Origin of the sequence: Cupriavidus sp. UGS-1, assembly GCF_021213615.1 — a bacterium.
Classification (GTDB): domain Bacteria; phylum Pseudomonadota; class Gammaproteobacteria; order Burkholderiales; family Burkholderiaceae; genus Cupriavidus.
The window spans coordinates 157,497-171,612 of the sequence record NZ_JAJQJF010000003.1; the positions used below are offsets into that span (position 1 = coordinate 157,497).

Below are 14,116 nucleotides of genomic sequence, written 5' to 3' on the forward strand. Positions count from 1 at the left end.
CGATGCGCGTGCTCGTGTTTGGCGCCGGCGGCATGCTCGGCTATACCCTCTACCGGCATCTCGCGGCGGATAGTGACATCGAGGTGCATGGTTCGCTGCGGACGCCGCTGCCCGGCAACTATCCGTTGCCGGCACGTGGGCGCCTGCATATTGGCATCGATGCGCTGGACGAAGCGGCCGTCGATGCCCTGGTTCGCCTCGTCAAGCCGGATGCCCTGATCAATTGCGTCGGCCTGATCAAGCAGCGCGAGCAGGCGCAGGATCCGCTGGCGGCGATTGCGTTGAACGCGGGCCTGCCACATCGGTTGGCGCGCGCCTGCACGGCGGCCGGTGCGCGGCTGATCCATGTGTCCACCGATTGCGTGTTCTCCGGCCGGAAAGGCAGCTACCGCGAAACCGATCCGGCCGATGCCGACGACCTCTACGGCCGCACCAAGCGGCTCGGCGAGGTCGACTACGGCGGCCATCTGACGCTGCGTACCTCGCTGATCGGCCACGAGCTGGCACGCGGCATCAGCCTGGTCGACTGGTTTCTTGGCCAGCGCGGGGCGGTGACCGGCTACGGCGGCGCCGTGTTTTCCGGGCTGCCGACCGTGGAAATCGCCCGCGTGCTGCGCGAACGGATTCTGCCGCGGCGCGAACTGGCCGGTCTCTACCACCTGAGCGCCGCGCCGATCGACAAGGACCGGCTGTTGCGGCTGGTCGCCCGCCAATATCGCCACGACATCGACATTCACCGCGAGATGCAGCCGGCCATCGACCGTTCGCTCGATTCGAGCCGGCTGCGCGCCGCGCTCGACTATGCCCCGCCTGCGTGGGAGGCGCTGATCGACGCGATGCACGCCGACTATCTGCAAGCCTATGCGCCCGGGCGGCGCAGCCAGGGAGACGCGTCATGAAACGACTGAAGGTGATGACCCTGCTCGGTACGCGGCCGGAAATCATTCGTCTGTCGCGCATCATCGCGCTGCTGGACCGGCACTGCGACCATTGCCTGGTGCATACCGGCCAGAACTACGACTTCGAACTGAACGAAGTGTTCTTCGAGCAGCTGCAGGTCCGCCGGCCGGACCATTTTCTCGATGCCGCGCGCGAGTCTCCGGCGGCGACGATTGGCGAGGTCATCGTCCGGACCGATGCGGTGCTGGCCAGCCAACGGCCCGATGCCCTGCTGATCCTCGGCGATACCAACAGCAGCCTGGGCGCAATCGCCGCCAAGCGGCGCAAGGTGCCGGTCTTCCATATGGAGGCTGGCAACCGCAGCTTCGACGAGCGCGTGCCGGAAGAGATCAACCGCCGCATCGTCGACCATATTGCCGACATCAACCTGACCTACAGCGACATCGCGCGCGAGTACCTGCTGCGCGAGGGCTTGCCGCCCGATCGCGTGATCAAGACCGGCAGCCCGCTGCGCGAGGTGCTGGACCACTATCGGCCCGGAATCGAAGCCTCCACCGTGCTCGATACGCTGGCGTTGCAGCCGCGGCGCTTCTACGTGGTCAGCGCGCACCGCGAGGAGAACGTGGACACGCCGGAGCGGCTGCGCCGGCTCGCGCAGGTGCTGGCCGACCTCGCCCGCGACAGCGGCATGCCGGTCATCGTGTCGACGCATCCCCGTACCCGCAAGCGCATCGACGCGCTTGGGCTGGATTTTCCGGCCAACGTGCGGCTGCTCAAGCCGCTGGGCTTTCTCGACTACGTGCGGCTGCAGTGCGAGGCCCGTGCGGTGCTGTCGGACAGCGGCACCATTACCGAGGAATCGTCGCTGCTGAACTTTCCGGCGCTGAACCTGCGCGAGGCCCACGAACGGCCCGAAGGCATGGAGGAGGGCGCGGTAATGATGGTCGGCCTCAACCCGGAGCGCATTCGCCAGGGCCTGGCGATTCTCGACGCGCAGGGCCGTGGCGAGCAACGGCAATTGAAGATGGTCGCCGACTACGGCGCGGACAACGTCTCGGAAAAGGTCCTGCGCATCCTGCACAGCTATACCGACTACGTCGACCGCGTGGTATGGCGCAAGGACAGCGCATGACAGCCGGCAGCCGGGTCCTGATCCTGAGCCAGTATTTCTGGCCGGAGAATTTCCGCTTCAACGAGCTGGCGGTCGAGCTTGCGCGGCGCGGGCATGCGGTAACCGTGCTGACGGGCGTGCCGAACTACCCGCAGGGCGCGGTATTCCCATCGTATCGCCAGGCGCCGGCGGACTTCTCCGCGCTGGACGGCGTCGATATCGTGCGCGTACCGATGATGGCGCGTGGTACCGGCTATCGGCGGCTGGCGCTGAACTACCTGAGCTTCGCGCTGAGCGCCAGCGTGCTCGGCCCGTGGAAGCTGCGCGGCCGGCGCTTCGATCATGTGTTCGTCTGCCAGCCATCGCCGGGCACGGTCGGGCTGCCCGGCGTCGTGCTCAGCCGCCTGAAACGGGCCAGCCTGATGCTGTGGGTGCAGGATCTGTGGCCCGAATCGATCAGCGCGGTCGGCGCGGTGCGGTCACCGCGGCTGCTTGCCCCGATCGCCGGCTTCATGGCATGGGTCTATCGGCGCTGCGACCACGTATTTTCGCAGTCCCGCGCGTATATCCCGTTGCTGAACGCGCGTGTCGGAGGCCGCTCGCGCGTCAGCTATCTGCCGAACTGGGGCGATGGCCGCGCGGACGACGGCACCGCAGCCCGGCCGATGGCGGCAGAAGGCGGCAAGGACGGCTTCGATATCTATTACCTTGGCAATCTTGGCCATGCCCAGGGTTTTGCCGCCGTGCTCGACGCCGTCCAGGCGGCGGGGGACGACGGCACGCGCTGGCATTTCGTCGGGGCGGGCAGCGCGGCCAGCTGGATGGCCGACGAGGTCGCGCGCCGCGGGCTTGGCGCCCGGGTCCGATTTCATGGCCTGGTCTCGCCTGACCAATTGCCGCGCTTCTATCAGCAGGCCGATGCACTGCTGGTAACGCTCAAACCGGATCCGCTGTTCGCGATGACGGTGCCCAGCAAGGTGCAGTCCTATCTCGCCACGGGCGTGCCCATCGTCGCCATGCTGGATGGCGAGGGCGCCCGCGTGGTCGAGGATGCCGGCGCAGGCGTGACCTGCGCGGCCGGCGACAGCGCAGCGCTGCTCGCCGCAGTACGCAGGCTGCGCGCGTTGCCAGCGCGGACCCGCCACGCCATGGGCGAATCGGCCAGGCGTTACTACGACAGCCAGTTCAGCTTTGCGCGCGTCGTCGACAAGCTGGAGGGCTGGCTGCGCAGCGAGCCCATGCAGGAAGCGCAGGGCGAGAACGCGGGCGAGGAGGCCGAGGAGAAGGAGGACTGCGGCGTGGTGGCGCAGTAGTCGATCAATGGAACGAGGTGGGCGGCGAGGCCGGTGATTTAAACTCCGTCGAATTCACCGCCGACCCCAGTTCTGGTAATGTCTCGGCCTTGACGCCAGCCTGCCGCCACGCGCATGCCCGGCGTCGAGCCAAGACCAGATACCAATACCAATAAATCCGGAAGGGGGTCCCGGTGCACCGGCCGCGCAGCGTCCGGTCCCGGCTCAGCCTGGCGCATCGCCATGCCGCTTCCGGCGCAAGCTCTGCGGGAGGCCGGCGCAATGACGCTCTACGAACTCAAGCCCAGATTTCAGGCATGGCTGCGGCCGCTGGTCGAGGATCTGGCCGAGCGCGGCGCGACCGCCAATCAGGTGACGCTCGTCGCCGCGGCCGGCTCGCTGGCCGTCGGTGCGCTGGCCGCGATCGGCGCGCTGGTGGCCGAGACGTCGGCGCTGTTCCTGCTGTTTCCGCTATGGCTGTTCGCGCGGATGGCGCTCAATGCGATCGACGGCATGCTGGCGCGCGAGCATGGCCAGAAGAGCGCGCTGGGCGCCTATCTGAACGAGCTGGGCGACATCGTCTCCGATGTCGCGCTGATCCTGCCGCTGGCCGCGCTGCCGGACTTCAATCTGGCTCAGGTCGGGCCGTTCGCGCTGCTGGCGGTGATCGTCGAGGCGGCCGGGCTGATCGGCCCGCTGGCCGGTGCCAGCCGCCGCTACGACGGCCCCTTCGGCAAGAGCGATCGCGCGCTGGTGGTGGGCGCGATCGCGCTGTGGGCCGGCGTCGGCCTGGGCTTCGGCGCGGCCGGGCCGTGGCTGTGGCTGCTGCTGTCGCTGCTGTCGGTGCTGACCATCGTCAACCGGGTGCGGCGCGGCGTTGCCGAAGCGCAGGCCCATGCCCAATCCCAAGCCCAGACCGCGGAGTAAGGCATGGACCGACTGTCGTCACGCCAGCCGCAGGAATTGCAATTTCAGACGCACGATGGCCAGGCGCTGTTCTATCGGCATTGGCCGGCGGTGGAGGGGCAGCCGCGCGGCGCGGTGGTGCTATTCCATCGCGGTCACGAACATTCCGGCCGCGTCGCCCACCTTGCCGACGAACTGAATCTGCCGGGCTACGACATCTTTGCGTGGGACGCCCGCGGCCATGGGCGCTCGCCGGGCGAGCGCGGCTATAGCCCGAGCCTGGCCGACTCCGTGCGCGATATCCAGACCTTTACCGAGCATATCGGCGCCAACCACGGTATCCCGCTGCAGCGGATGGCGGTGGTGGCGCAAAGCGTCGGCGCGGTGCTGGCGGCAACCTGGGTCCACGACTACGCGCCGCCGATCCGTGCGCTGGTGCTGGCTTCGCCCGCGTTCAAGGTCAAGCTGTATGTGCCGTTCGCGCGCCCGGGCCTGAAACTGATGCACCGGCTGCGCGGCAAGTTCTTCGTCAACAGCTATGTCAAGGCAAAGTTCCTGACTCACGATCCGGAGCGCATTGCCAGCTATGACAACGATCCGCTGATCACGCGGCCAATCGCGGTCAATATCCTGCTCGATCTGTACGAGACCGCCGAACGGATCGTCGCCGACGCCGCGGCGATCACCGTGCCGACGCAGCTGCTGATCTCCGGCGCTGACTGGGTGGTCCATCGCGGCCCGCAGGACCGCTTCTACGAGCGGCTGGGCAGCCGGACCAAGGAGCGCATCGTGCTCGATGGCTTCTATCACGACACGCTGGGCGAGCGCGACCGCCAACGCGCGGTCGATGCGGCGCGGCGCTTCATCGTGCGCGAATTCGACGCGCCGTCGGCGCCGCGCTCGCTGCTCGATGCCGACCAGATCGGCCCGTTCCGCGAGGAATCGGACCGGCTCGCCTCGGCGCCGACGGGCCTGGCGGCGTGGTATTGGCGCGCGGCGCGCGCCAACCTCAAGCTCGGAGGGCTGCTGTCCGACGGCGTGCGGCTTGGGCACCAGACCGGCTTCGATTCGGGCTCGACGCTCGACTACGTCTATCGCAACACGCCATCGGGCCGCGGCGCGCTGGGCCGGATGGCCGACCGCCAGTACCTCGAGGCGATCGGCTGGCGCGGCATCCGTCAGCGCAAGGTTCACGCCGAGGAACTGATTGCCGAGGCAGTGCGCCGGCTGCAAGCGGCCGGCATGCCGGTGCGGATCGTCGATATCGCGGCCGGCCACGGGCGCTATGTGCTCGAGGCGCTGGAGAAGCTCGATCGCACAGCAGTCGAATCGATCCTGCTGCGCGACTACAGCGCGCTGAACGTCGAGCAGGGCAGGGCGCTGATCGCGGCCAAGGGGTTGGCCGGCATCGCCCGCTTCGAGCAGGGCGATGCGTTCGATGGCGACGATCTGGCCGCGCTGTCGCCGGCGCCGACCTTGGCCGTCGTCTCCGGCCTGTACGAGCTGTTCCCTGATAACGCAATGATCCGCCGCTCGCTCGATGGCATGGCGCGTGCGGTGCCGCCGGGCGGCTATCTGGTCTACACGGGCCAGCCCTGGCATCCGCAGCTCGAGTTCATCGCCCGCGCGCTGACCAGCCACCGCGCCGGCGCGGCCTGGGTAATGCGGCGCCGCTCGCAGGCCGAGATGGACGAACTGGTGCGCACCGCCGGTTTCGACAAGGTGACGCAGCGGATCGACCGCTGGGGCATCTTTACCGTCAGCCTGGCGCGCAGGCGCGACGCATGAGCGCCTTGCCTGCCGACACGCAGTCTGGGACGCAGCCTGCTCCGAGGGAGGCCCGCCCCTGGGGCCTGGCCTGCGTGCTGCTGGCGTTGGCCGGCGCGCTGTTCTTCTCGAGCTATGGCTTCGCCAACTGGCTTGCCAGCCAGCGCGCGCACGTGCCGTCGTTCTACTTCGGCTGGGAACGCGGCATCCCGTTCGTGCCGTGGACCATCGTGCCGTACTGGTCGATCGACCTGCTGTACGGCATCTCGTTTTTTCTGTGGCGCACGCGCGCCGGGCTGCTGACGCACGTCAAGCGCCTGGTCGCGGCGCAATTGATCTCGGTTGCCTGCTTTATCGTTTTCCCGCTGCGCTTTGCCTTTACCCGTCCCGAGGCTGACGGTCTGCCGGGGCAGCTGTTCACGCTGCTTGGCGGCTTCGACCTGCCCTTCAATCAGGCGCCGTCGCTGCATATCAGCCTGCTGATCATTCTGTGGGTCGCGTTTGCCGCGCATCTGCCGAGGCGCTGGCGCTGGCTGCTGCATGGCTGGTTCGCGCTGATCGGCGTCTCGGTGCTGACGACCTGGCAGCACCATCTGGTCGACGTGCCTACCGGCGCGCTGGTTGGCTGGCTGTGCGTCTACGTGTTTCCGCTGCGCCTGCCGGCGATCGCACAGAGTGCGGCGGATGTGGCCACGCGCCGGCTCGCGCGCCGCTACGCGCTCGGGGCGGTGGTGACGCTGCTGTGCGCGCTGCTGGCGCTGGGCACCTCGGTCACGCTGGCGCTGTTGCTGCTGTGGGGCGCGCTGGCGCTCGCCTGTGTCGCCCGCATCTATGCGCTGGCGGCGCCGGCCTGGTTCCAGAAGGACAGCGACGGCACCATGGCGATCGCCGCGCGCTGGGTGCTGGCACCCTATCTGCTGAGCGCCTTTCTCAATTCGCGTTGGTGGACGCGGCGGGACCCGCAGGCTAGCGTCATCGCGGACGGCATTCGGGTAGGGCGTTTCCCCACGCGGGCGGACCTGCGCGCGTGCGGTGCCGATGCCGTGCTCGACCTCAGCGCGGAACTGCCGCGCGCGGTCGTCGACGACGCGCTCGCCTATCGTTGCGTGCCGATGCTGGACCTGACCGTGCCCACCGCCGCGCAGCTCGATCAGGCGGTAGCCCAGCTCGACGCGTGGCACGCGGCGGGCAGGCACGTATTGGTCAGTTGCGCGCTTGGCTATTCGCGCAGCGCGATGGTGGTGACCGCGTGGCTCGCGCGTCGTCAAGGTTCGCCCGATGCCGCGGCGGCCGTCGACGCGGCGCTTGCCCATCTGCGTACCCACCGTCCTGCGGTCGTGCTCGGCGGCGCCCATGCCGACGCGCTGCGGCGGTGGCTCGTGCAGGCCCGGGCAACGGAGATCGACCATGCCGCCTGATTCGACGCGGAAGGGCGCCGGCGCAAACGTCGAAGCCAACATCGACGCCTGGACCGCGCATGCCGTTGCGGGTGCGCTGTCCGGCGCCACCTGGATGGCGGGTGCGGGGCTGGCGTTCGGCCTTGCGACCGTCTGGCTGCTCGTTGCCAACGATTTGCCCGGCTGGCTCGCGGGCATGCCGGTGCTGCTCGCGCTGGCGCAGCTCTGGCTGCTGCTGCGGGTGGCGATCGACCGCCGGCTGTTCGAGGCGCTGGCGGCTTACGCGAGCCGCCACGGCGCGGCCGATCTGGCGGGCCTGGATGCGGCGCTGCTGCAGCTCGGCTGGATCGCGCCAGGCCGCCAGGGCCGGACGATGACCGACCGCGCGCGCGGTGCACTGCGGCTGGTGCGGCTGTGCGGCGCGCTGGCCGTGATCCAGTTTGTCTTGACCTTCCTCACATCGATCCTGGGATAACACCATGTGGATTGCCCGCGTGACCGCGCGCGCCATCATCGTCTTCGCCCGCCTGCTGACCGGCATGCGCGCCAACTGGCAGGGCTGCGTGCCGGCGGCGGTGCAGCGCGTCTACTTCGCCAATCACAGCAGCCACGGGGACTTCGTGCTGATCTGGGGCTGTCTGCCGCCGGAGCTGCGGCCGCGCACACGGCCCGTGGCGGGCGCCGATTACTGGGACCGCTCGGCGCTGCGGCGCTTCATCGGGCGCGATGTCTTTCGTGCGCTGCTGATCGACCGCACCCGCAGCGACCCGGGCAGCGATCCGGTCGCGCTGATGCGCGGCGCGCTCGAAGGCGGCGATTCGCTGATCCTGTTTCCCGAGGGCACGCGCAATACGACCGAGGCCAGGCTGCTGCCGTTCAAGAGCGGCATCTTCCATCTGGCGCGCGCCCGCCCGTCGGTGGAGTTCGTGCCCGTGTGGATCGACAACCTGAACCGCGTGATGCCCAAGGGCGAGATCGTACCGGTGCCGCTGCTGTGCACGGTGACGTTCGGTCAGCCGGTGCTGCTGGTCCCGGACGACGACAAGGACAGCTTCCTCGCCCGATGCCGCGACGGCCTGCTCGCGCTCGCTCCCGTACTGGATTAATTTGCCATGCCGACCCTGCATTGGAACCACGAGACCTGGCTGTTGTTCGGTGGCCTGCTTGCTGTGCTGCTGCTTGCCTCGACGGTGACGCTGCTGCTGCGTTGGCGGATCGCCGGCGGCGGCGCGCATCCGGTGATCGACAACCTCGCGCAGCGGGTCTGGGCCTGGTGGTGGATGATCGGCGTGATGGGCGTGGCCTTCGCGCTGGGCCGCACGGCGGTGATCGTGCTGTTCTACCTGCTGTCGTTCTTCGCGCTGCGCGAGTTCGTCACCATTACGACCACGCGGCGCGGCGACCATCGCGCGATCGTCGCCGCCTTTTTCCTGTTCCTGCCGCTGCAATACGTGCTGGTCTATGTCGACTGGTACGGCATGTTCTCGATCCTGATCCCGGTCTACGCCTTCCTGCTGCTGCCGATCCTGGCCGCGCTGTCGGCCGAGACCACGCGTTTTCTCGAACGCTGCGCTGGCGTGCAGTGGGCCGTGATGATCTGCGTGTTCTGCATCTCGCATGTGCCGGCGCTGCTGACGCTGCCGATTCCCGGCTTCGAGGGCCGCAACCTGCTGCTGATCGCGTTCCTGGTGATCGTGGTGCAGGGCAGCGACGTGCTGCAGTACGTCTGGGGCAAGCTGTGCGGCAAGCGCAAGATCGCGCCGCTGCTGTCGCCGTCCAAGACGGTCGAGGGCTTCGTCGGTGGCGTCGCCAGCGCGACCGCGCTCGGTGCCGCGCTGTGGTGGATCACGCCGTTCGCGCCATGGCAGGCCGGCGCGATCGCGCTGGTCATCGCGCTGATGGGATTTCTCGGCGGGCTGGTGATGTCGGCGATCAAGCGCGACCGCGGCATCAAGGACTGGGGCCAGATGATCCAGGGCCACGGCGGCATGCTCGACCGGCTGGACTCGGTGGTGTTTGCCGCGCCGGTGTTCTTCCATATCACGCGGTATTGGTGGGTGCCGTGATGGCGGTCGCTCCGCCGCGTTAGCCAATCGCCGTTTGCCTTCACCGCTAGAGCAGACCCGTGCCGCGCACGGCCAACCATGCGCCCGCGCCAATGCCGGCGGCGCCAATGGCCCTGGCGGTCCGCTCGCCGGCCGGCGCCAGGCGTTCGGCAGTGATTGCCACGGTGGCGGCCGCCATGGCGGCGAGGTCCATCACGCCGACCGCCGCCAGGCTCGCGGTCGCGCCCGCGCAGCACTGGATGCAGTGCAGGCCGAGACGAAGGCCATGCCTGCAGGCGGCGCGCGCGTCTTGCCGCGACGCTGCAGGGAACGCGTGCCGGCAGCCGGCCAACAAGCCGGATTTCCAGGCAGTGAATTGCGTGGCGCCTGCAACGAGCACAACAACCCCGGCAAGCGCGGGCATGGCACGCGCCAGCTCCGGCCACTGCATCGCAAGCGCAGCCAGCGCGGCGCCGACGACGAACACCGCCGCTCCTAGCGCCGACCAAACCACGAAGTAGGCCACCGCGGCCACTACCGTGAGGCGCGCGGCGCGCCCCGTGCCCTCCGCGGCCACGCGATAGCGCCACAGCGCCGGCGCGATCGACGGCAGCATCATCGCCACCATCATCAGAGCCCACATGCCGATGAAAGAGGCCGTGGCGCCTGCCCAGGTCTGCCCGCACATCGGCGTCCAGGCCATTGACAGCGTCCAGCCGCCCGGCATCGGCGTGGCCGCCATCGACGACATCGCGCCATGCAGTGTCACGGTGGCCGCGGCGCACAGCCCGAACAGCAGGGCGCAGACGCCGACAAAGACCCGGCGGCCGGCGTCGCCGCACGTCGGCTCGGCGCGCGCACAGCAGTTCCCCGGCTCAGCGCTCGTCGTACTCGTCATGGCGGCGCCACCAGACACCAGTCTCGTTGCGGCCCTTGGGCGCGCGATCCAGCCACTGATACATGCCCCAGAGTCCGTCCAGCCCGCGCGAATACGCCGAGTAGGTGTGATAGACCACGCCGTCCTCCATCACGAAGGCGCTCAGGCCTGGCCGGTCGCGGTGGAAGGTAGCGGTATCGGTGCCGCACATCGCGGCGATCCGGTCTTCCGCCGCCTGGCCGCCGCCCTCCATGTTGCGGCGCCATCCGCGTACGGCGGGCTCGCGGCGGTAGTTGTATTCGATGTCACCGTCGCGCTGCTGCGCGGTGGTGAACGACACGTTGAAGTCGGCATTGAAGTCGCTGTCGTGCGACGACGCCCACGGGAAGGTCCATCCCATGCGCTGCTTGTAGGCCTGCAGCTTGGCAAGCGGCGCACGCGATACGGCGGTCAGCGCGACGTCGTGGTTGGCGAGGTGGACGGCAAAGCCATTGAAGCCGTCGGCGATCGACGAGCACGACGGGCAGCCGGCCTTGTAGTCGGGCCCGAACATGAAGTGATAGACCAGCAGCTGGGAGCGGCCGCGGAACAGGTCGGCCAGCGTCGCGGGGCCGTCGTTGGTATCGAACCGGTAGGTCTTGTCGATTCGCAGCCAGGGCAGCGCCTGGCGTTGGCGGGCAATTTCGTCGCTGCGCCGCGTCAGCGCCTTCTCGGCCTCGAGCAGCTCCAGGCGGGCGGCCAGCCACTGTTCGCGCGTGGCGGTGGGATGGGTGGTCATCGTGTTTCCTCCTTGTGGACGTGGCGCGGGCTACGGTGCGGTGTCATGCGGTGTCTTCGGATGTTGTGCAATGCACAGCGGCAAGCCGGGCCGGTGGATCGTCGTGCTAGATTAGGCGCCGGCCTCGACAGGGAGGGAGTGACAAGTGTGGCGTGATTCGAATGGACCCGACGATCTCGGCAGCGGCCCGCGCGCTCGCCGCGGGTGACCCGCTCGGGGCGCTCAATTGCGTCGCGCTGCGCGACGACGCGCCGGCGCTGGCGCTGCGCGGCATCGCGATGGCGCAGCTCGGCGACCTCGCGCGGGCCAAGGCGCTGGTGCGCAGCGCCGCGCGGGCCTTCGGCAGCCGGTCGCCCGTTGCCCGTGCCAGGTGCGTGGTGGCCGAGGCGGAGATCGCCCTGGCCGCGCGCGACCTTGGCTGGCCGGCCAGGGCGCTCGATGCGGCCCGCCTGACGCTCGAGGCGAACGGCGACCGCGCCAATGCGGCGCATGCGCGCTATCTGGCGAGCCGCCGGTTATTGTTGATCGGGCGCCTGGACGAGGCCGAGCAGATGCTGACAGGGGTCGATCCGGCGAAGCTGCCGCCGGCACTGCGGACCGTGCACGAACTGGTGATCGCCGGCATCGCCATGCGCCGCGTGCATGCGCGCAGCGCCGCCGCGGCGCTCGACCGCGCGCGCCACGCGGCCCGCCGGGCGGCCATTCCGGCCCTGGCCGCGGAGGTCGACCGGACCGCCGCGATGCTCGCCGGGCCCGCGGCCCGGTTGATCGATCGCGGCGAAACGCGACAACTACGGCTGGTCGAAGTCGAGGCACTGCTTGCATCGAACACGCTGGTGGTCGACGGGTGCCGCCACGCCGTGCGCCACGCCGGTACGGTGGTCCCGCTGGCCACGCGGCCGGTCCTGTTCGTGCTCGCGCGCGCCCTGGGCGAGGCCTGGCCGGACGATGTACCGCGCGACAGCCTGATCGCGCATGCCTTTCGCATCAAGCATGCCGATGATTCGCATCGGTCCCGTCTGCGTGTCGAAATGGGCCGGCTGCGTGCCGCCATTCGGTCATTGGCCGACATCCGCGCGACGGCGCGCGGCTATGCGCTGGTGCCGCACGGCACACGGCGGGTCGTGGTGCTGGCACGGCCGGTCGACGAGCGGCATGCCGCGGTGCTGGCCTTGCTGGCCGATGGTGAATCGTGGTCGAGCTCCGGATTGGCATTGGCGCTCGGCGCCAGCCAACGCACCGTGCAACGCGCGCTCGACGCGCTGGCAGAGGCCGGCAAGGTGCAGGCCATTGGCCATGGACGGGCGCGCCGGTGGATGACGGCGCCGGTGCCGGAAATCACGACGACCTTGTTACTCCCGGCGATCCCGAGCCTGGACTAGGATGCCGGCATGAACGCGTCATCGCGAAGCCTGCTCGGCCATCGATGACGCGCCATGTCCTTCAGGCCCTCATCCACCCAGGAAACCAGCATGAAAACCATTCCCGCAGAAGTCCTCCAGGAGTACGGTCCGTTCCCCGGCATCGAGGCCGTCCACGGCGTGTCGTATGACGGCAAGCATGTCTGGGTCGCGTCCGGAGACGGGCTCCACGCGATGGATCCGAACAGCGGCCGGATGCTTCGATCGATCGATGTCACCGCCAATGCCGGCACCGCCTTCGACGGGCGCTACCTGTACCAGATCGCCGGCGACCGTATCCAGAAGATCGACCCGCAGACCGGCCAGGTTGTCTCGACCATCCCTGCACCGACCGACGGCGGCAACTCCGGACTGGCCTGGGCTGAAGGCACGCTATGGGTCGGCGTATGGCGCGATCGCAAGATCCATCAGGTCGATCCGCAAACCGGCGCGGTGCTGCGCACGCTGACGTCCGACCGCTTCGTCACCGGTGTCACGTGGGTCGACGGCGAACTGTGGCACGGCACCTGGGAAGGCGAGGCCAGCGACCTGCGCCATGTCGATCCCGCAACCGGCGAAGTGATCGAGCGCATCGAGATGCCGGCGGGCATGGGCGTGTCGGGATTGGAGTCCGATGGCGCGGATCGGTTTTTCTGCGGTGGCGGCCCCAGCGGGAAGGTCAGGGCGGTACGGCGCAAGGGGCGTGGATCGACCGAAGCGTCAACGTCGCGCGCGTAGGCGGCGTCCGGGCAGCTTCTCATCGAGATAGTTCACCAGCGCCTGCTGCGCGGGCGTCAGCAGCCGCGCGCTGCCGATCAGCGCCAGCTCGGTCGGCGGCGGGGCAGGCAATCCGGCCCTAGCGCCGAGCACGACATGATCGTCCTGCACGGCGGTGGCCGGGAGCAGGCTTAGGCCGAGATTCGCGGCGACCGCCGCCTGGATGCTGACCAGGCTCTGGCTCGTGAAGGCGATGCGCCAGCCGCGGCCCGAGGATTCGAGCGCGTGGATCGCACGGTCCCGATACAGGCAACCATGGCCGAACACCACCAGCGGTAGCGGGTCGGTGTCCATCGCAAAGCCCCGGCCCACGACCCATTTCAGTGTTTCCGGACGCCGGAGCAGTACGGGTGCACCGTCGGCGTCGCGCTTGAGCAGCGCCAGATCAAGGTCGTGCCGGGCGATCCGGTTGGAAAGCTCCACGCTCAAACCGTTGACGGTATCCAGCCGGATCGCTGGATGGCGTGCGGCGAAGCCGGATAGCAGCGGAATCAGCCGCTTGACATCGAAATCGTCTGGCACGCCGAGCCGAATGACGCCGGCATTGCCCCGCGTCTGCATCATCGTCTCGGCCTCCCGGGCAAGATCGACCAGACGGCGCGCGTAGCCGAGCAGCCGCTCGCCGGCCTCCGTCAGAGCAACCGACTTGCCGGCGCGCTGGCGCAGCAGCAGCGGCTGCGCCACCTGGTCCTCCAGCTTGCGAATCTGTTGGCTGACGGTCGACTGTGTGCGGTGGACTCGCTCGCCGGCGCGCGTGAAGCCGCCCGCGTCGACGACGCTGACAAAGGTCTTGAGCAGTTCGAGATCGAGCATGATTAGGAATGCCGATGAAATTGCGCTAAAAATCGAATTTTCGAATTTTTCTG

14 protein-coding genes are annotated in these 14,116 nt (G+C 68.8%); 11 read left to right on the forward strand and 3 right to left on the reverse strand.

Annotated features, from left to right (window positions below):
• The first annotated feature begins 2 nt into the window (after positions 1-2).
• The 9 genes from LRR16_RS05665 to LRR16_RS05705 all read left to right on the forward strand — a co-directional run bounded on the left by LRR16_RS05665 (position 3) and on the right by LRR16_RS05705 (position 9,439).
• On the forward strand, positions 3-899 hold the full coding sequence (locus LRR16_RS05665) for an SDR family oxidoreductase (protein WP_006577436.1): 897 nt from the start codon (positions 3-5) through the stop codon (positions 897-899).
• Positions 896-2,032 (forward strand): non-hydrolyzing UDP-N-acetylglucosamine 2-epimerase, encoded by a 1,137-nt coding sequence (gene wecB / locus LRR16_RS05670; RefSeq protein ID WP_064576565.1) that lies wholly within the window; start codon positions 896-898, stop codon positions 2,030-2,032. Before LRR16_RS05665 ends, wecB begins: the two co-directional genes overlap by 4 nt.
• A complete protein-coding gene (locus LRR16_RS05675; protein ID WP_232205113.1) occupies positions 2,029-3,324 on the forward strand; it encodes a glycosyltransferase family 4 protein in 1,296 nt (431 codons plus the stop codon). The genes wecB and LRR16_RS05675 overlap by 4 nt, the downstream gene beginning before the upstream one ends.
• 261 nt (positions 3,325-3,585) lie before the next feature.
• Entirely contained in the window at positions 3,586-4,230 is a 645-nt protein-coding gene (locus tag LRR16_RS05680; protein WP_064576707.1) for a CDP-alcohol phosphatidyltransferase family protein, read from the forward strand.
• Positions 4,231-4,233: 3 nt separating this feature from the next.
• Entirely contained in the window at positions 4,234-5,997 is a 1,764-nt protein-coding gene (locus LRR16_RS05685; RefSeq protein ID WP_232205114.1) for a bifunctional alpha/beta hydrolase/class I SAM-dependent methyltransferase, read from the forward strand.
• Positions 5,994-7,394 carry a phosphatase PAP2/dual specificity phosphatase family protein gene (locus tag LRR16_RS05690; protein ID WP_232205115.1) on the forward strand — a complete coding sequence of 467 codons (1,401 nt, stop codon included), beginning with the start codon at positions 5,994-5,996 and terminating at the stop codon, positions 7,392-7,394. Before LRR16_RS05685 ends, LRR16_RS05690 begins: the two co-directional genes overlap by 4 nt.
• Positions 7,384-7,848: a hypothetical protein gene (locus tag LRR16_RS05695; protein WP_232205116.1), complete on the forward strand. Its 465-nt coding sequence runs from the start codon at positions 7,384-7,386 to the stop codon at positions 7,846-7,848. Before LRR16_RS05690 ends, LRR16_RS05695 begins: the two co-directional genes overlap by 11 nt.
• A gap of 4 nt (positions 7,849-7,852) precedes the next feature.
• Positions 7,853-8,479, forward strand: a complete 627-nt coding sequence (locus tag LRR16_RS05700; protein WP_232205117.1) for a 1-acyl-sn-glycerol-3-phosphate acyltransferase — start codon at positions 7,853-7,855, stop codon at positions 8,477-8,479.
• 6 nt (positions 8,480-8,485) lie between these two features.
• A complete protein-coding gene (locus LRR16_RS05705; RefSeq protein ID WP_006577725.1) occupies positions 8,486-9,439 on the forward strand; it encodes a phosphatidate cytidylyltransferase in 954 nt (317 codons plus the stop codon).
• Between the two features lie 46 nt (positions 9,440-9,485).
• Here LRR16_RS05705 and LRR16_RS05710 read toward each other — a convergent pair whose 3' ends face one another.
• On the reverse strand, positions 9,486-10,316 hold the full coding sequence (locus LRR16_RS05710; RefSeq protein ID WP_232205118.1) for a DUF2182 domain-containing protein: 831 nt from the start codon (positions 10,314-10,316) through the stop codon (positions 9,486-9,488).
• Positions 10,294-11,073: a DUF899 domain-containing protein gene (locus LRR16_RS05715; RefSeq protein WP_232205119.1), complete on the reverse strand. Its 780-nt coding sequence runs from the start codon at positions 11,071-11,073 to the stop codon at positions 10,294-10,296. The genes LRR16_RS05710 and LRR16_RS05715 overlap by 23 nt, the downstream gene beginning before the upstream one ends.
• Positions 11,074-11,234: 161 nt before the next feature.
• On the opposite strand from LRR16_RS05715, the gene LRR16_RS05720 reads away from it, so the two are divergent.
• Together LRR16_RS05720 and LRR16_RS05725 are read left to right on the forward strand one after the other, a co-directional pair.
• Complete coding sequence (locus LRR16_RS05720) at positions 11,235-12,455, forward strand: helix-turn-helix domain-containing protein (protein WP_232205120.1); 1,221 nt, start codon at positions 11,235-11,237, stop codon at positions 12,453-12,455.
• A 90-nt stretch (positions 12,456-12,545) separates the two neighbouring features.
• Positions 12,546-13,211, forward strand: a complete 666-nt coding sequence (locus LRR16_RS05725) for a glutaminyl-peptide cyclotransferase (protein ID WP_232205121.1) — start codon at positions 12,546-12,548, stop codon at positions 13,209-13,211.
• Here the strand turns inward: LRR16_RS05725 and LRR16_RS05730 are convergent.
• Positions 13,194-14,063, reverse strand: a complete 870-nt coding sequence (locus tag LRR16_RS05730; RefSeq protein WP_053823966.1) for a LysR substrate-binding domain-containing protein — start codon at positions 14,061-14,063, stop codon at positions 13,194-13,196. The two genes, LRR16_RS05725 and LRR16_RS05730, sit on opposite strands and share 18 nt — an antisense overlap.
• Positions 14,064-14,116 lie beyond the last annotated feature (53 nt).